Origin of the sequence: Porcibacter vitabionis (assembly GCF_046263795.1) — a bacterium.
Taxonomy (GTDB): Bacteria; Bacillota; Clostridia; order Lachnospirales; family Lachnospiraceae; genus Lachnocurva.
In genome coordinates this window covers 231782-249040 of record NZ_JBJYZD010000002.1, presented here as the reverse complement: position 1 = coordinate 249040, position 17259 = coordinate 231782, and the positions used below count along the sequence as shown (strand labels likewise).

At 46.6% G+C, this 17259-nt stretch carries 14 protein-coding genes; 12 read left to right on the top strand and 2 right to left on the bottom strand.

Translation table 11 applies throughout. The annotated features are described in order from the left end of the window. Window positions 1-76: 76 nt before the first annotated feature. The 11 genes from ACKX2L_RS02755 (at window position 77) to ACKX2L_RS02705 (ending at window position 15053) form a co-directional block, all read left to right on the top strand. A complete protein-coding gene (locus ACKX2L_RS02755) occupies window positions 77-1999 on the top strand; it encodes a DNA gyrase/topoisomerase IV subunit B (protein ID WP_497550027.1) in 1923 nt (640 codons plus the stop codon). Window positions 2000-2037: 38 nt separating this feature from the next. Beyond that, a complete protein-coding gene (locus tag ACKX2L_RS02750; protein WP_497550028.1) occupies window positions 2038-4281 on the top strand; it encodes a DNA gyrase/topoisomerase IV subunit A in 2244 nt (747 codons plus the stop codon). 11 nt (window positions 4282-4292) lie between these two features. Then, window positions 4293-4955: a CPBP family intramembrane glutamic endopeptidase gene (locus ACKX2L_RS02745; RefSeq protein WP_497550029.1), complete on the top strand. Its 663-nt coding sequence runs from the start codon at window positions 4293-4295 to the stop codon at window positions 4953-4955. Between the two features lie 34 nt (window positions 4956-4989). After that, entirely contained in the window at window positions 4990-5850 is an 861-nt protein-coding gene (locus tag ACKX2L_RS02740) for a DUF308 domain-containing protein (RefSeq protein WP_497550030.1), read from the top strand. A gap of 15 nt (window positions 5851-5865) precedes the next feature. Next, window positions 5866-6999: an Mbeg1-like protein gene (locus ACKX2L_RS02735; RefSeq protein WP_497550031.1), complete on the top strand. Its 1134-nt coding sequence runs from the start codon at window positions 5866-5868 to the stop codon at window positions 6997-6999. Between the two features lie 197 nt (window positions 7000-7196). After that, window positions 7197-7481, top strand: coding sequence for a co-chaperone GroES (locus ACKX2L_RS02730; protein WP_497550032.1), 285 nt, complete (start codon window positions 7197-7199; stop codon window positions 7479-7481). A gap of 111 nt (window positions 7482-7592) precedes the next feature. Further along, entirely contained in the window at window positions 7593-9212 is a 1620-nt protein-coding gene (groL, locus tag ACKX2L_RS02725; RefSeq protein WP_497550033.1) for a chaperonin GroEL, read from the top strand. Window positions 9213-9411: 199 nt separating this feature from the next. Further along, entirely contained in the window at window positions 9412-10287 is an 876-nt protein-coding gene (locus ACKX2L_RS02720) for a DegV family protein (protein ID WP_497550034.1), read from the top strand. 81 nt (window positions 10288-10368) lie between these two features. Continuing rightward, window positions 10369-11664 carry an adenylosuccinate synthase gene (locus ACKX2L_RS02715; RefSeq protein ID WP_497550035.1) on the top strand — a complete coding sequence of 432 codons (1296 nt, stop codon included), beginning with the start codon at window positions 10369-10371 and terminating at the stop codon, window positions 11662-11664. Between the two features lie 177 nt (window positions 11665-11841). Next, window positions 11842-12891 (top strand): ABC transporter ATP-binding protein, encoded by a 1050-nt coding sequence (locus ACKX2L_RS02710; protein ID WP_497550180.1) that lies wholly within the window; start codon window positions 11842-11844, stop codon window positions 12889-12891. Then, window positions 12888-15053, top strand: a complete 2166-nt coding sequence (locus ACKX2L_RS02705) for a Gldg family protein (protein WP_497552572.1) — start codon at window positions 12888-12890, stop codon at window positions 15051-15053. The genes ACKX2L_RS02710 and ACKX2L_RS02705 overlap by 4 nt, the downstream gene beginning before the upstream one ends. A gap of 11 nt (window positions 15054-15064) precedes the next feature. On the opposite strand, the gene ACKX2L_RS02700 is transcribed toward ACKX2L_RS02705, so the two are convergent. After that, window positions 15065-15259, bottom strand: a complete 195-nt coding sequence (locus ACKX2L_RS02700) for a hypothetical protein (protein ID WP_497550037.1) — start codon at window positions 15257-15259, stop codon at window positions 15065-15067. Between the two features lie 93 nt (window positions 15260-15352). Between ACKX2L_RS02700 and ACKX2L_RS02695 the strand changes: the two genes are divergently transcribed. Beyond that, window positions 15353-15895 (top strand): SEC-C metal-binding domain-containing protein, encoded by a 543-nt coding sequence (locus ACKX2L_RS02695; RefSeq protein ID WP_497550038.1) that lies wholly within the window; start codon window positions 15353-15355, stop codon window positions 15893-15895. A gap of 4 nt (window positions 15896-15899) precedes the next feature. Here the strand turns inward: ACKX2L_RS02695 and aroA are convergent, their stop codons facing one another. Further along, the gene (gene aroA, locus ACKX2L_RS02690) at window positions 15900-17165 is read right to left on the bottom strand and encodes a 3-phosphoshikimate 1-carboxyvinyltransferase (RefSeq protein WP_497550039.1); all 1266 of its coding nucleotides are present in this window, start codon (window positions 17163-17165) and stop codon (window positions 15900-15902) included. Between the last annotated feature and the right edge of the window lie 94 nt (window positions 17166-17259).

Sequence of the window (17259 nt, the reverse complement as noted above, 5' to 3'; positions counted from 1 at the left end):
CAGTCCGGCGGATCAAATTTAAATAAAGGAGAATGCTGCCTGATTTTAAACTTATTTGCAGCAGAAATGATTTTTTATGGCAAAAGATAATTACGATGATAGTAATATAACTGTCCTTGAGGGATTAGAAGCAGTCCGGAAGCGCCCCGGTATGTATATCGGTTCTACCTCCAGGAAGGGTTTGAATCATCTGATCTATGAGATCGTAGACAATTCCGTCGATGAGCATCTGGCAGGATTCTGCGATACCATCGATGTCACCTTGGAGAAGGACGGCTCCTGTACCGTGAAGGATAATGGCCGGGGCATACCGGTTGCCAACCACAAATTCGGCATCCCGGCAGAGCGTGTTGTTTTCACCACCCTTCATGCTGGCGGTAAGTTCGACAATAATGCTTATAAGACTTCCGGCGGCCTGCATGGCGTCGGCTCTTCGGTTGTAAATGCGCTTTCCGTTTATATGGATGTGGAGATCTCAAGAGACGGGGCTACATTTCACGATCATTTCGAGCGGGGCAAAGCGACACTTCCCCTCTTAAAGGATAAGACCTTACCCATCCTAAAAAGCACAAAGGAAACCGGAACCAAGATCAACTTCCTGCCGGATCCCCAGATCTTCGAGAAGACCAATTTCAACGAGGAGGAAGTGAAAAACCGCCTCCAGCAGACGGCTTATCTCAATCCGAATCTGACCATTCATTTCTGTGATATGCGAAAAGAGGAGCCGGACGAGGAGACCTTCCATGAACCGGATGGAATCAGCGGCTTTGTCCGTGAGCTGGATGCCAATAACGAGGCTCTGACGCCTGTGATTTCCTTCAGCGGAGAGCAGGACGGTGTCCAGGTTTCTGTGGCTTTTCAGTATGTCAATGAATTCCACGAGAATATCCTCGGTTTCTGTAACAATATCTACAATACTGAGGGAGGCACCCATATCACCGGTTTTAAGACTATTTTTACAACGGTCATCAATTCCTATGCCAGAGAGCTCGGCATCTTAAAGGATAAGGACCCGAACTTCACCGGCACCGATGTGAGAAACGGCATGACAGCGGTCATTTCCATCAAGCATCCGGATCCCCGTTTTGAGGGACAAACGAAGACCAAACTGGACAATCAGGATGCTGCCAAGGTGGTTTCCTCCATTACGGGAACCGAGATCCAGCTTTATTTCGATCGTAATCTTGAAGTCTTAAAGGCTGTCATTTCCTGTGCCGAGAAAGCCGCCAAGATCCGAAAAACGGAGGAGCGGGCCAAGACCAATCTCCTGACCAAGCAGAAGTTTTCCTTCGATCAGAACGGAAAGCTGGCAAACTGTGAGAGCAGGGATGCGTCCAAGTGCGAGATCTTCATTGTCGAGGGAGATTCCGCCGGCGGTTCCGCCAAGATGGCCAGAAACCGGATGTATCAGGCGATCATGCCGATTCGCGGTAAGATTTTGAATGTAGAAAAAGCTTCGATCGATAAGGTTTTAAAGAATGCTGAGATCAAGACCATGATCAACGCCTTCGGCTGTGGCTTTTCCGAGGGATTCGGAAATGACTTTGATATCACAAAACTCCGCTATGACAAGATCATCATCATGGCGGATGCCGATGTCGATGGTGCTCATATTTCGACCCTGCTTTTGACCCTCTTTTATCGCTTTATGCCGGAGCTGATCCTTCAGGGTCATGTCTATATCGCTATGCCGCCTCTCTATAAGGCCATGCCTGCCAAAGGAAAAGAAGAGTATCTCTATGATGACGCGGCATTGACAGCCTATCGGAAGAAACACACCGGGAAATTCACCCTCCAGCGTTATAAAGGTCTGGGAGAGATGGATCCGGAGCAGCTCTGGGAGACCACTCTGGACCCGGAAAGGCGATATCTGAAAAAGGTTTTGATCGAAGACGGACGGATGGCAAGTGATGTCACGGAAATGCTGATGGGAAATGATGTTCCTCCCCGGAGGGCCTTCATTCACGATCATGCCAGTGATGCGGAACTGGACGTCTGAAGATTGATCTACATTTCTAAAGGCAAGGAGAGTACTATATGGCAAGACCTGAGCGCCTGATCTCCACAGAATATTCGGAGATCATGCAGAAATCTTATATTGATTATGCGATGAGTGTTATTATCTCGCGTGCCCTTCCGGATGTCCGGGACGGCTTGAAACCGGTGCAGAGAAGAACGCTCTATGATATGTATGAGCTTGGCATTCGCTATGACAAGCCCTATCGAAAATCGGCCCGTATCGTTGGAGATACCATGGGTAAGTATCATCCGCATGGAGATTCTTCGATTTATGAAGCCCTGGTTGTGATGGCCCAGGGCTTTAAGAAGGAGCTTCCTTTGGTTGACGGACATGGAAATTTCGGTTCCATCGAAGGTGACGGTGCCGCAGCCATGCGTTATACTGAGGCCCGGCTTTCGAAGGTCAGTCAGGACTGTTATCTTTCTGATCTTGATAAGGATGTCGTTAATTTCATCCCGAATTTTGACGAGACCGAAAAAGAGCCGGAGGTCCTTCCGGTTCGGATCCCTAACCTTTTGATCAATGGAGCGGAGGGGATTGCTGTCGGCATGGCAACATCCATCCCGCCTCATAATTTAAGGGAGGTCGTAGAAGGCGTTATTGCCTATATGAAAAAGCCGACCATGAATACCGCTGAAATGATGTCGATCATCCAGGGGCCGGACTTTCCGACCGGCGGTATCGTGACCAATAAAGATGATCTCTTACAAATCTACTCGACCGGTGAGGGTAAGATCAAGATCCGCGGCAAGGCCCATATCGAATCTGCCAAAGGGGGAAAGGAAAATATTATCATCACAGAGATCCCTTATCCCATGATCGGTGCCAATATCGGAAAATTCTTAAATGAAGTCTACGCACTGGTAGAAAACCATGTCACGAATGACATCACCGATATTTCTAACCAGTCGTCCAAAGAGGGCATCCGGATCGTGATCGAATTGAAGAAGGGGGCGGATGCCAATAACATCTTAAACCTTCTCTATAAGAAGACCCGACTGGAAGATACCTTTGGCGTCAATATGCTGGCCGTTGTCGATGGTAAGCCGGAGACCATGGGCATTGTTCCCTTGATCCGTCACCATGTGGATTTCCAGTACGAGGTATGCACCCGGAAATATAACTATCTTCTGAATAAGGAACTGGAGAAAAAGGAGATCCAGGAAGGTTTGATCAAGGCTGTGGATGTCATTGATCTGATCATTGAGATCCTTCGTGGATCCAAGGATATGAAAATGGCCAAAGCCTGTCTGGTCGAGGGCAAGACCGAGGGCATCCGCTTTAAGTCCGACCAGTCCGAAAAAGATGCCGCCGGTCTTCATTTTACGGAAAAACAGGCCGATGCCATCTTACAGATGCGTCTCTACCGCCTGATTGGTCTGGAACTGGACCAGTTGAAAAGGGAATATGATGAGACCCTGGCCCATATTAAGACCTATCGAGGCATTTTGGACAATAAGTCTAAAATGGCTGAAGTCATCATCAAGGATCTGAAGACCACAGCCAGGGAATTCGGCCGCGACCGAAGAACTGTGATCGATAATGTAGAAGAGGCTGTCGTAGAAGAGAAACCTCTCGAAGAAATCGATGTCGCTATCTTAATCGATCGTTTTGCCTATGGCAGAGTAATCGATATGCCGACCTATGAGAGGAATAAGGCAGCAGCTGACGAAGAGTCCAAGCAGGTCCTCTTCTGTAAAAATACCGATAAACTCTTACTCTTTACCGACAGGGGACAACTGTATTCGATCAAGGTTCTGGATCTTCCGATGGGAAAATTCCGAGATAAGGGCCAGCCTCTGGACAATCTTTCTAATTTTGATTCTACCAGGGAGAATATCTGTCTCCTGACGACCATGGAGCATATCCGGACCAGGAAACTTCTCTTTGTCACAGAATCCGGTATGATAAAGCAGGTGGATGGGGCTCTTTTCGATGTGACCAGAAAGGCTTCTCTGGCAGGAAAACTTTCTGATTCTGACAAGTTACTTATGGTTTCTGTTATCGATGGAGAAAAGGATACCCTGGTACTTCGTTCGGATAAGGATTATTTCCTCCGTATGCTTGTGTCCGAGGTTCCGGAGAAAAAGAAAAATGCCATCGGTGTCCGTGGGATGAAAGTCGGAAAAAATGAAAGACTGAAAGAAGCCTATTATTTGCATGATGGGGAAAGCCTTGCCATTCAAACGGAAAAAGAAGAGGATGTCCATCTGGACCGGCTGCGGATACAGAGTAGGGACAGCCGGGGTGTGAAACGGTAAAAGATTTGAATATGAAATACGAAGAGAAATACGAAGATAAAAACAAATTCAAGAGCAGGCTTTCCTCCATCCTTCTGCCTCTGCTTTTATATTTTGTGCTTTATAATTTCAGCATTCAGTTTTTCCTTCTTTTTTTCCGGGAAAGCCCCGGCTATCTCTTTTGCATCTTCCTGGCCGGACTGATTACGCTTCCTTTCATGATCTGGGCCTATAGTAAAGTTGGAAAGCTTCCTGTGAAATATGCCCTGTCGGATCTTCCATTGGAAGCCTTGGCAATCGGAGGAGTCGTCGCCTTCGGCCTCCTCTATAACTGGGCCTGCACCAGACTCGGCCTCCTCGGGGATCCCTCCTTTCAAGAAGCCAACCGGGCCTTAATTTCTGGGCCCTTCTGGATGAAGATCCTGACATCGGCTGTTCTGACACCGATCCTGGAAGAGATCCTCTACCGCGGTATCATTGCAGGACAGATGGATCGTTTTTTCGGAAGGATCCCTGCGGTCTTGATTTCTTCCCTTCTTTTTGGTGCAATGCATTTCAATGTGGTACAATTCGTTTATGCAGCATTGCTTGGCATCGGACTGGCTCTTCTCTATCTATGGAAAGGGAAGATCATCCTTCCGATCCTGGCTCACGGGCTGACGAATCTTTTTGTTCTTTTGATCGCCGGTCTTTGAAGACAAAAAATGTGAGAGTGTTTTGGGAGGTGTTATGATGGCAGGGAAGAAGAGAAATGAAGCAGAAAAGAAAGATCCGGAATTGGCAGTAAAGGACCACAATTATCTGGCCCTGGTTGCCAATCTTATGATCTCTATTCTTCTTTTGGTTGTCGGGCTCTCTATGCTTTTTATCGCAGGAATGAAGCCCCTTTACTATACCTATATCATCATCGGTTTTCTACTGGTCTGGGGCATTACCTGCACCGTTCGATACTTTGTGAAAGAAGAATTCCGGATCATATCCAATTATGATCTGGCTTTCGGTATTCTGATCCTGATCCTTTCGGCCTGCATGTTACTCCGTGCCGAAAAAGTCAGCTCCTATTTTCATCTGCTTTTAGGCTGCCTGACACTGGTCGAGGGCGTAGTTCTCCTACAGCATACGGTACAGATGAAACAATTGAAGGGTGCCGCATGGTTTTTAAATCTTGTCATGTCTCTTCTCTTGATTGCCTATTCTGTGATCACCATCTTACATCTGGATAAAGTCTTAGATCCGAATAGTCAGATCTTCTATATTCTATTGGTCATCGCAGCTTTATTCGGCCTGATCTCTCAGATCCTTGTGGCATTTCGGGCAAAGGGCTTCCGTAAGGAAGAAAGCAAACAGAAGCGGGAAGAAGCGGAGAAGATCGAGGACTTTGAACCTGCCGGTCAGGAAGAGATTCGAAACGAGAAAGCATCTGAAACAGGAGACAGCTCTGTAAACAGTTCCACAGACAGCCCTGTCGAAGGCAAGGACAAGGAAGGTTCTGATGAAAGTTCCGATGAAAGTTCCAATGAAGGTTCCGATGAAAGTTCCTCTGCCTGGACAGAAGCAGATGATGCCTATTTCAAACAGATAAAAAAATGAATTTGAGGTAAAGCTATGGCGAATATCATGGATTATTTGAACTGGAGAAATGATGTAACCATGCAGGTCGATCCCTTTAATGAGGTCGATAATCTCATCTTGTCCGAGATCGCATATTCCAATCTTGACGGGATCGTGCCTTCACCGGAGAGCAGGAAGAAGATTTCGATTCAGGAAGCAAGCAGACTGTTCTTTGAGCGACATGATCTTTCGGAACTTTCTACTGATAAAAACGGTGCAACAGCAAATGCACCGCTTTTTTTAAAAAAAGCATCCGAGACCAGGCGCTTTCAGAAGACAAAACTCTTTGCTTATGTCAATGAAATCGATGAAGAGACAGAGATTCAGTTTTCTGCCGTATCCTTTTTGCTGCCGGATCATTCGATTTACATCGCCTTCCGAGGGACCGACCATACTCTGGTCGGCTGGCAGGAAGATTTCAATATGAGCTATCTGGACGCTACGCCCGGACAGAAACAGGCGGTCTCTTATATCAACCGAATCGGACGCTTTACATTTCGTAAGATCCGTGTCGGCGGACACAGTAAAGGCGGAAACTTTGCCGTCTATGGCTCCGCTTTTTCGGATCCTAAGGTTCAGAAAAAAATAAGTGACGTCTGGTCCAATGACGGTCCCGGTTTTAATGAGGCGATCGCTTCCCTTCAGAAATTTAAATCCATTCTTCCAAAAGTACATTCCATTGTTCCGGAGCATTCCATCGTTGGTATGATCATGGAAAATGCCTACCATCATAAGATCGTAAAAAGCAATGCGACCGGTCTTCTTCAGCATGATCCGACCTCCTGGCAGGTATCCGGCAACCAATTTGCCGAGGCTCGTAAACTAAGTGATCAATCTCTGATTTTCGATGAAACCCTGCGACGCTGGCTGGATGGCTTAAATAGTGACACCAGAAAAGAGTTTATTGCTATTTTATTTCAATCTCTGGCCTATGGAGGAAAGACCACCACGGATGAAGTGGAGCTTTCCAAGCCCAAAACCTATGCCAATATGCTGGCAGTGATCCGCACTCTGCCACCGGAAAAGCAGAGGCTTTTCGGCGGTGTTCTGGCCAAGCTTGCCAAGAGCTGGGGATCCATTATGATCGATAATTTGAAACGGAAATGGACCGGTCAGGACAAGGAATAGATGTGTCAAAAAAATACATAAATAAGAATTCGAGAGAATAAGAAAGTATTCGTGAGAAATATAGAGAAAATGGCCTAATTTTCGTAAATCAATGAAATTGCATGACTGCCTCTATCAAACTATTATATGAATTGTTGATTAGCACTCCATTAAATTGAGTGCTAACAAATTCGATTGAAATTAGGAGGTACTAGATCATGAAATTAGTTCCATTAAGTGACAGGGTCGTATTACAGCAGGTCAAGGCAGAAGAGACCACAAAATCCGGTATCATTCTGGCATCCGCAGCTCAGGAAAAGCCTCAGGAAGCAACTGTACTTGCAGTTGGCCCCGGCGGAATGGTTGACGGACATGAAGTAAAGATGCAGGTCAAGGAAGGCCAGAAGGTCATCTACTCCAAGTACGCCGGAACAGAAGTAAAGCTTGACGGCGAAGAATATATCATTGTAAAAGAAAGCGACATTCTTGCAGTCGTTGAATAATGATCATAGTATCAAAAGGTAGTTTTGACACTCATATCTTAAGATTTCCGGAATGTGTTTTTACAGAACATAAGCATTTAGATATAAGACATAAGAAAGAAGGAATTGATCATGGCAAAAGAGATTAAATACGGCGCAGAAGCCAGAGCAGCTCTTCAGAGTGGTGTGGATCAGCTTGCAGACGCTGTTCGTGTAACCATCGGACCTAAGGGAAGAAATGTAGTACTGGATAAGTCCTATGGCGCTCCTCTGATCACAAATGACGGTGTTTCCATTGCAAAGGAAATCGAGCTCAAGGATCCTTATGAAAACATGGGAGCTCAGCTGGTTAAGGAAGTAGCAACCAAGACCAATGATGTTGCAGGTGATGGTACAACGACAGCAACCATTCTTGCTCAGGCTATGGTAGATGAAGGCGTTAAGAACCTGGCAGCCGGTGCAAATCCTATGGTTCTTCGTCGTGGTATGAAGAAGGCTACTGATGCAGCTGTTGATGCCATCGTAAAGATGTCCGCTCCGGTTAAGGGCAAGGATCAGATTGCTAAGGTTGCATCGATCTCCGCATCTTCTGATGAAGTCGGTGATATGATCGCTAACGCCATGGAGAAAGTTTCCAATGATGGCGTTATCACGATCGAAGAGTCCAAGACCATGCAGACCGAGCTGGACCTGGTAGAAGGTATGCAGTTCGATCGCGGATATATCTCCTCTTATATGGTTACCGATACCGATAAGATGGAAGCTGTTCTGGATGAACCCTACATCCTGATTACCGACAAGAAGATCTCTAACATTCAGGAGATTCTTCCTCTTCTGGAGCAGATCGTACAGCAGGGCGCTCGTCTTCTGATCATCGCTGAAGATGTCGAGGGTGAGGCTCTTACCACATTGATCCTCAATAAGCTGAGAGGAACCTTCAATGTCGTTGCAGTCAAGGCTCCGGGTTACGGCGACCGCAGAAAGGAAATGCTTCAGGATATCGCTATTCTGACAGGCGGTCAGGTTATCACCTCTGATGTCGGCATTGAGCTTAAGGATGCTACCATCGATATGCTCGGCCGTGCAAAGTCCGTTAAGGTTAAGAAAGATACGACTGTCATTGTTGACGGTGAAGGCGATAAAGAAGCAATCAAGGACCGTGTTGCTCAGATCCGTAAGCAGATCGAGGAAACCACTTCTCAGTTCGATAAAGAAAAGCTCCAGGAGCGTCTGGCTAAGCTTGCCGGCGGTGTCGCTGTCATCCGTGTCGGTGCAGCAACAGAGACCGAGATGAAGGAAGCTAAGCTTCGTATGGAAGATGCACTGAATGCAACCCGTGCCGCAGTAGAAGAGGGTATTATCGCCGGAGGCGGTTCTGCATACATCCACGCCATCAAGGCTGTCGATGATGTTGCATCCACTTTGGAAGGCGACGAAAAGACCGGTGCCAAGGTCGTAGCCAAGGCTCTGGAAGCTCCTCTTTTCTACATTGCTCAGAATGCAGGTCTGGAAGGCGCTGTCATCATCAATAAGGTTCGTGAATCGGATGACGGCGTTGGCTACGATGCAGCCAAGGATCAGTATGTAGACATGGTAGAAGCCGGAATTCTGGATCCTGTCAAGGTTACAAGAACCGCTCTTCTCAATGCCACATCAGTAGCTTCCACACTGCTGACGACAGAATCTGTTGTTGCTGATATTAAGGAACCTGCACCTGCAGCTCCTGCCGCACCTCAGCCCGGCATGATGTGATCCGGTCATTGAATCATTGAATCATTGAATCATTGAATCAATCGATCAATCGATCAAACAAACCATAAAGTGATAAAAAGGCCCTTCTTCCCGATCCGGGAGAAGGGCCTTTTTCATGATTCCTGCTTTCGCCGGCTGGACTTGACCGGGAGAGTATGGTAAACTTTACCGGTATGCGAAAGAAATGAGAGGTTCCACCATGCCAAGAGTTGCAATACTTACCGACAGTAACAGCGGTATCACCATAGAAGAGGCAAAGAAGATGGGGGTATTCGTTCTCCCTATGCCTTTTTATATCAATGACAAGCTCTACTATGAAGAGATCGATCTGTCTCAGGAGGAATTCTATAACAAGCTCCGTCAGCCGGATTGTAAGATCACAACTTCCATGCCGATCGTAGGCGATCTCATGGATCAGTGGGATGAGCTTCTTAAGGACTATGATGAGGTAGTCTATATTCCGATGTCATCCGGTCTGTCATCCTCCTGTGCAACCGCAATCGGTCTGGCAGATGACTATGACGGCAAGGTTTTTGTCGTAAACAATCAGAGAATTTCCGTTACGCAGAGACTGTCCGTCGTCGAGGCCAAGAAAATGGCAGATCTTGGAAAAAGCGGCAGTGAGATTCAGAAGTTTTTGGAGGATACCAAGTTCGATTCTTCGATCTATATTACCGTCGGAACCCTGGAATATCTGAAACGGGGCGGCCGCTTAACACCTGCAGTTGCAGCGATCGGAACTTTGCTTCGGATCAAGCCGGTGCTTACGATTCAAGGGGAGAAACTCGATTCCTTTGCCAAGGCTCGTACCATGAAACAGGCAAAACAGATCATGATGGATGCCATTGATAAGGACATGAAGGAACGTTTTCATGATCCGGAAGGAAAGAATTGTATTATTTCCGTTGCCCATACCCAGGAAGAGGAGGCAGCAGAAGAGTTCCGTCAGGAACTTTTGGAGCGCTGGCCCAACCGGGAGATCCTGATCAATCCCCTGTCTCTCAGTGTATCCTGTCATATCGGCCCGGGATCTCTGGCAGTTACTACCAGCATCAGACACGATATCTTAAAATAATATTACCGGGCAGATTCTATCTGTCCGGCTTTCTTTTTTCAGAGGCTTTTGTAAAGATTTTTCTTGGAGGTTGAGTGAGAAATGATTACAGCAGTAGTTGGCGCAAACTGGGGTGATGAAGGAAAGGGCAAGATCACAGATACTCTGGCAGATCAGGCTGACATTGTTGTCCGCTTTCAGGGTGGTGCAAATGCAGGCCATACCATCGTAAATGACTATGGTAAGTTCGCTTTACATACGGTTCCGTCCGGTGCTTTTCACCAGAATATCATGAATGTCATGGGCGCCGGCGTAGCCTTCGATATCGAGAAATTCATGAATGAGATCGATACGATCACAAGCCGTGGAGTCCCCATGCCGAATCTTCTGATATCGGACCGGGCACAGGTCATGATGCCTTACCATGTTCTCTTTGATACCTTGGAAGAAGCACGCCTGGCCGGTAAGTCTTTTGGCTCTACCAAGTCCGGAATTGCTCCTTTCTATTCCGACAAATATGCAAAGATTGGCTGGCAGCTTCATGAATTCTATCAGGATGATGATGTTCTGATGGAGAAGATCAATCGCGTGGCAGATATTAAGGATGTTCTTCTGACCAATCTCTATCATACCAACCCCATTGATCGGGAAGGCCTCCTGAACTGGATCAAAAACCAGAGAGAAAGGGTAAAGCCCTATATCGGTGATGTATCCCTTTATCTGACAACAGCCTTGAAAGAAGGTAAGAAGGTCCTCTTCGAGGGACAGCTTGGTACCATGAAGGATCCGGATCACGGCATCTATCCCATGGTCACATCTTCCTCTCCTCTGGCTGCCTTCGGCGCAGTTTCCTGTGGTGTCGCACCTTATGAGATCAATAAGATCGTCGTTGTCAGCAAGGCTTATTCCTCCGCTGTCGGTGCAGGAGAGTTCGTTTCCGAGATCTTCGGTCATGAGGCTGAGCTTCTTCGGAATCATGGTGGTGACGGTGGCGAATATGGTGCTACCACAGGACGTCCCCGCCGTGTCGGCTGGTATGACTGTGTGGCCTCCAGATACGGCTGCCGGGTACAGGGTGCTACCGATGTTGCCTTTACCGTTGTCGATGACCTCGGTTATCTGGATGAGATCCCGGTCTGTGTCGCTTATGAATACCATGGTGAGACCGTAAAAGAATTCCCGGTCACTTCAAAGCTCAAGGATTGTAAGCCGGTCTATAAGACCTTCCCGGGTTGGAAATGCGATATCCGCGGTATTAAAAAGTACGAGGATCTGCCGGAAAAGTGCAGAAACTATATTGAATTTATCGAGAAGGAGATCGGTTTCCCGATTACCATGATCTCTAACGGTCCTGCAAGAGAGGATATTATTTACCGCGAATCACCGCTGAAAAAATAATTTCGGATCAGCATTCTTAACACTTTTATCACAAACTGCCTCGATCGAACTTGTATACTTAGTAAAGCAGCAAACGTTTGATGAGGCAGTTTTTTGTCGCTTTAATTCAAAACAAACTCGGCAAAATTCAATAAGAACGATGAAAGAGAACGATTAAGGAGAACTACTTTGATAGAAGTGAAGCATCTATCCAAATCCTATGGGAAGCATCCCGTTGTTTCTGACCTTTCCTTTTCTATGGAAAAGGGACATATCTACGGCCTTCTGGGACCGAACGGGGCCGGAAAGTCGACCACAATGAACATGATGACCGGATATCTGGCCATTGGTCATGGGAGTGTATCCATCGATGGTCTGGACATCCTGAAGGATGCCCGTAAAGCCAAGAGACGGATCGGTTATCTGCCGGAAATACCACCTCTTTATCCGGATATGACAGTGAGGGAATATCTTCAATTTGTCATACAATTGAAGGAAGTCGAAAGGAAGAAACAAAAAGCAGAAGAGAAGCGGCTGATTGACCTTACAAATCTAAGCGATGTTCGTGACCGCCTGATTCGAAATCTTTCCAAAGGTTACCGGCAGAGAGTCGGCCTGGCGGCTGCCCTGGCCAATGACCCCCTGCTTATTATTCTGGATGAGCCGACCGTCGGTCTGGATCCGAGGCAGCTAAGTGAGTTTTGTTCCCTTCTTTTTCGTCTGAAAGAAGACCATATCATCCTGCTTTCCTCCCATATCCTGGCAGAGGTCAGTGATCTCTGTGATCATATTTTTATCCTTTCCAAAGGGAAAATCATCCTTTCCGAAAGTGCAGATCATCTGACAGAGTCCTTTAACAAGGAGCGGCATCTTTCCATTCATGGTCTTGGCGACGGCCAGGTCATCCGCATGCTTCTTCTGGATCTGGAAAATATAGACCGTGTGGAAGTCAGGCAGGAGACCGGGGAAAAGGAAGCTCAAATTGATGTCTATTATAACGGAGACGAGGATATCCGGCCGGAGATCTCTAAGCTCCTTATGGATCAGAAATTTGCCATCCTGGAAATGACGGAAGTCAATCAGTCCCTGGAAGAAGTCTTCTTAGAGCTCACAGATAAAAGCGATACGCCTCTTACTAAAAAAGAGCCTAATCCTCGGATGGATCAGGCCCATGCAGAAGAAACAAAAGAAAAAACAAAAGAAGAAACAAAAGAAAAAACGAAAGACAAGGCAGGTAACAAAGAATGATAGCAGTATGGAAAAGAGAATTCAGATCTTTATTCAATAACGTCATCGGCTGGCTTTTTTTAGGAATCAACCTCTTTGTCTATGGTCTATATTTCTTCGCCTATAATCTGTCACAAGGATCTCCCTCCATTGTGAATACTGTTTATAGCATTACTTTCCTCATGCTTTTTACGGCACCGGTCCTTACCATGCGGTCTCTTTCCGAAGAAAAGAAGAACCATACCGATCAGCTTCTGTGGACCTCTCCGTCTTCCGTCGGACAGATCATTCTGGGAAAATATCTGGCATTGGCATCTACTTTCACCATTCAGACGCTTGTGATCGGGATCAGTCCGCTTTTCTTACGTATGTTTGGAAAAGCTGCCTTAAAGGAAAGTTATACCGCAATCTTAGGCTACTGGCTCTATGGCCTCTCCTGCATTGCCATTGGTCTTCTGATCTCTGCTCTTACAGAAAGCCAGATGATCGCTGCCATTCTATCCATCGCCGTGCTCTTTCTGGGCTACATGATGTCCGGTATCACAGGCTTTTTCTCTAAGTTTCCGATTTTAGTGAAGATCCTGTCCTGTTATGACTTGAGTTCACCTTTTGATAATTTTCGCTCCGGCATCATAGAGATCTCATCACTGGTTTATTATCTGTCCATCATCATCCTCTGTCTTTTTCTGACCTGTCAGGTCATCCAGAAGGCCAGATGGACCATGAGTATCAAACGACTGACCACAGGGGCTTTCAGTCTGGTCTCCATTTTTGCCCTGCTTCTGGTCTTGATTGCAGGAAATATCGGGATCACAAAGCTTCCTTCCCGTTATCGTTCGATCGATATGACGCGATCGAAGTTTTTCTCTCTGACAAGTGACACGAAAAAGTTCCTGGACGGCTTACAGACGGATATCACGATCTACTGTCTCAATACGCGTACAGAAGAAGAGAAGATGACTTCTCTGGAACAAAATGATGCCAGCCTTCCCTACAGCGGAGAAGCCGTGAACCATACCTTGAATCTCTATGAGGGAGATCCTCATATCAAGGTCAAATACATCGACACGGATCAGAGTCCGAAATTTGCATCGAAATACAGTGATGAGAGCATGGATCAGGGAAGTCTGATCCTTGTGAATGCTTCCACAGGAAAATCCAAAGTCATCAATTCAGCCGATCTCTTCAGTTATGGCATCGATAATTCGACGTATTCCTACCAGATCACGGCATTCGATGCAGAAGGCCAGATCACATCTGCAATTCAAAGTATTACAAAGAGCAATTCAGACAAGGTCTATATTGTCGAAGGGCATAATGAAACAGAACTGGGAAGTGCTTTTTCAGAACTGATCAGTAAAAAGAATATGACAAAGGACAGCTTGAATCTTCGTAACAATGAGATCCCGTCCGACTGTACTCTCCTCATCCTGAATGGTCCGACCAGCGATCTCTCTGAAGGGGAATGCCAGAAATTGTCGACCTATCTATCCAATGGAGGGAAAGCGCTTCTCACCCTTTCGCTTTCTGCCATATCAGATGGCAATTCGGATCCGACACCAAATTATGTCAATCTATTGAATCAATACGGCATCAATATCCGCTATGGATTGGTGGAAGACAGCAGTACCTATACAGCACCCAATTATTCCTGGCTTCTCTATCCCAATGTGGCAAAGACAGATCTTACGAAGGGCATTTCTTCCAATCCTTCCATTCTGGTGCCGCAAGCCGTTTCGATGACAAGCGGAACGAATGAAAATTATACAACAAATGATTTTCTGACCACTTCTGCGGGAGCAAGTCTCGTAGATCCCCAGACAGGAAAGGAAATGACGGATACGAAGAAGCCGGAAGGGACAGGCTTTACCCTTGGGAGTGAAATCACGGTCGGTGGAAAGGAAGCCAATCTGATCGTTCTGGCATCTTCCTATATGCTGGTTGACGATGTGGAATCGATGGCACCGGGGCAAAATACCAGACTCTTCAGCAATATCCTGTCTGCTTTCGGCGGTGATGCATCGAAAGGATCCGTTTCTGTCGCATCGAAGAGCTACAGTTATCAGAATCTCCAGTTCAGTGCCAGGGCGGTCGTCCTCTATGGACTCCTGTGGGGACTGATGATCCCTATTGCATTGATCCTTATTGGTATTATCATTTGGGCGGTTCGAAGGAGAAAGTGATTTCTTATTTCTTATTTTTTTCCGATCCTAAGAAAGACTCCGATGATCCAGAGAATGGCCGGGATCAGGATCGTCAAGACAATGGACAATCCAAGAATATGCATGGTCCTCGGATCATCTGTCAATGCTGCAAATAATGTGAAGGCATACATACCGACAAGAATGACGATTCCAAGGATCGCAAGAATCTGACGTAATTTTTTCATTATGGTCTCCATTTGATGCGTCTGTACAAGTCAGGCGGCTTCTGATAAAATAAGTGCGTTCTTTAGGAACAATCATACAATATTTAAAGGAGAATGAACATGAGTTTGTTAGAAGATTGGCGAAAAGAAGCCTATGACCGGAATGCAGATCCCAATGCGCTGAAGAAACTTTGGGACGACTACTTCAAGAAGGAGCAGGAGATCTATTCCATCCTGTTGAAGGATCCGGATAATGTGGTAAAGGGAAGTGTCAGGGAACTGGCAGATCGTTTCGGGATCGAGCTTAAAATTATGGTCGGTTTTCTGGATGGAATCAATGACAGTCTGGTAGAACCGAATCCGATCGAGACCATGGATGAGAACACGGTCGTTTCCCTTGCTTTTGATAAGAAAAAACTCTATATGAACATGGTAGATGCGGAAGCTGACTGGCTTTACAATCTGCCGGAATGGGATAAGATTTTTTCCAAGGAAGAACAGAAGAAGCTTTATCTGGAGCAGAAGAAGAGTAAGACCGTTCATCGTGCCAAGAAGATCGGACGGAATGATCCCTGCCCTTGCGGTTCCGGCAAGAAGTATAAATACTGCCATGGCAGAAAGGGAGCAGAACCCTTAGATCCGAAATATCTGCAGTGACATTTTACTGTATCAGAAGCTGAACCTGATCATAGAATTCCGGATAGGAGATGTCCACGCAGGAGGGGTGATCTAATGTGACTGCACCATTTACTGCAAGTCCGGCGATCGTAAAAGCCATAGCAATTCTGTGATCCATATAAGTTTTGACAGGAGCTCCATGCAGCTCCTTTCCTCCGTGGATCCGTAAGCCATCCGGCCTTTCCTCGACATCTGCACCCATAGCCAGAAGATTTTCACAAATGGACTTTATCCGATCGGATTCCTTGACCCGAAGCTCCGATGCATCCTTGATTTCCGTATCACCGTCTGCAAAGGCAGCCATACAGGCAATCACGGGGATCTCATCGATGAGACGGGGGATCAGGTCTCCTTCGATGGTACAGCCATGTAAAGAGGAAGAAGAAACCGTAAGATCTGCGACTTCTTCTCCGGACAAAAGTCTTTGATTTTCGATGACTAGATGACCACCCATCTTTTGAATGACAGAAAGGATCCCTGCCCGAGTCGGATTGATATTGACATCCTTCAGAGTGATCTCCGAATTCGGAAGGATCAGACCTGCGGCCAGGAAATAAGCCGCACTGGAAATGTCAGCCGGGACGAATATTTTCTGTCCCAGAAGCTTGGGCCGGCTATAGATCAGGGCCATTTTATTCTCGGGATCAAGATCCATTTTCGCCCCGAACGCCCGAAGCATACGTTCCGTATGATCACGGGACAGAGCAGGCTCATAGACACAGGTTTCCCCCTCAGCGTAGAGACCGGCCAGAAGGATACAGGACTTGACCTGGGCAGATGCGACCTTGGTATGATAGGTGATTCCCCGAAGAGGAGATGGTTCTATGGTCAGAGGAGCACAATCATTCCCGCGATCCGAGCGGATCCGGGCTCCCATTTCCTGTAAAGGTTCCAGGATCCGCTTCATTGGACGCTTCTGTATCGAATCATCCCCATTCAGATGGCTGGTGAAGGTCTGTCCCGCCAGAATACCGCTGATCATCCGGGTCGTCGTTCCCGAATTTCCGGTATCCAGGACTCCATCCGCCGGTCTTAATCCATCCAGGCCTCTGCCGGAAATGTAGACCTTGTTATTCTCTTCCTCTGTTTTGATCAAAATACCCATTTTTCGAAAGCAGGAGATTGTGGAACGGCAGTCTGCGCTGTTTAAGAAACCGGTGACTTCTGTCTGCCCCTCTGCCAGAGATCCTAACATGACGGATCGGTGAGAGATCGACTTATCTCCGGGGACTCTCAATTCGCCATGCATCGATTTGATATCTTCTGAAAATATTTTATTTGCCTGGTACATCATATCTCCGTTTCCAATTCCTTTTTCAGTTGCCGAAAAAACTCTCAGTCCT

What these genes read in the sequence shown, in the direction of transcription:
- ACKX2L_RS02755 (WP_497550027.1), top strand. Translation starts at nt 77, where the DNA reads ATGGCAAAAGATAATTACGATGATAGTAATATAACTGTCCTTGAGGGA.
- ACKX2L_RS02750 (WP_497550028.1), top strand. Translation starts at nt 2,038, where the DNA reads ATGGCAAGACCTGAGCGCCTGATCTCCACAGAATATTCGGAGATCATG.
- ACKX2L_RS02745 (WP_497550029.1), top strand. Translation starts at nt 4,293, where the DNA reads ATGAAATACGAAGAGAAATACGAAGATAAAAACAAATTCAAGAGCAGG.
- ACKX2L_RS02740 (WP_497550030.1), top strand. Translation starts at nt 4,990, where the DNA reads ATGATGGCAGGGAAGAAGAGAAATGAAGCAGAAAAGAAAGATCCGGAA.
- ACKX2L_RS02735 (WP_497550031.1), top strand. Translation starts at nt 5,866, where the DNA reads ATGGCGAATATCATGGATTATTTGAACTGGAGAAATGATGTAACCATG.
- ACKX2L_RS02730 (WP_497550032.1), top strand. Translation starts at nt 7,197, where the DNA reads ATGAAATTAGTTCCATTAAGTGACAGGGTCGTATTACAGCAGGTCAAG.
- groL (WP_497550033.1), top strand. Translation starts at nt 7,593, where the DNA reads ATGGCAAAAGAGATTAAATACGGCGCAGAAGCCAGAGCAGCTCTTCAG.
- ACKX2L_RS02720 (WP_497550034.1), top strand. Translation starts at nt 9,412, where the DNA reads ATGCCAAGAGTTGCAATACTTACCGACAGTAACAGCGGTATCACCATA.
- ACKX2L_RS02715 (WP_497550035.1), top strand. Translation starts at nt 10,369, where the DNA reads ATGATTACAGCAGTAGTTGGCGCAAACTGGGGTGATGAAGGAAAGGGC.
- ACKX2L_RS02705 (WP_497552572.1), top strand. Translation starts at nt 12,888, where the DNA reads ATGATAGCAGTATGGAAAAGAGAATTCAGATCTTTATTCAATAACGTC.
- ACKX2L_RS02700 (WP_497550037.1), bottom strand. Translation starts at nt 15,259, where the DNA reads ATGAAAAAATTACGTCAGATTCTTGCGATCCTTGGAATCGTCATTCTT.
- ACKX2L_RS02695 (WP_497550038.1), top strand. Translation starts at nt 15,353, where the DNA reads ATGAACATGAGTTTGTTAGAAGATTGGCGAAAAGAAGCCTATGACCGG.
- aroA (WP_497550039.1), bottom strand. Translation starts at nt 17,165, where the DNA reads ATGCATGGCGAATTGAGAGTCCCCGGAGATAAGTCGATCTCTCACCGA.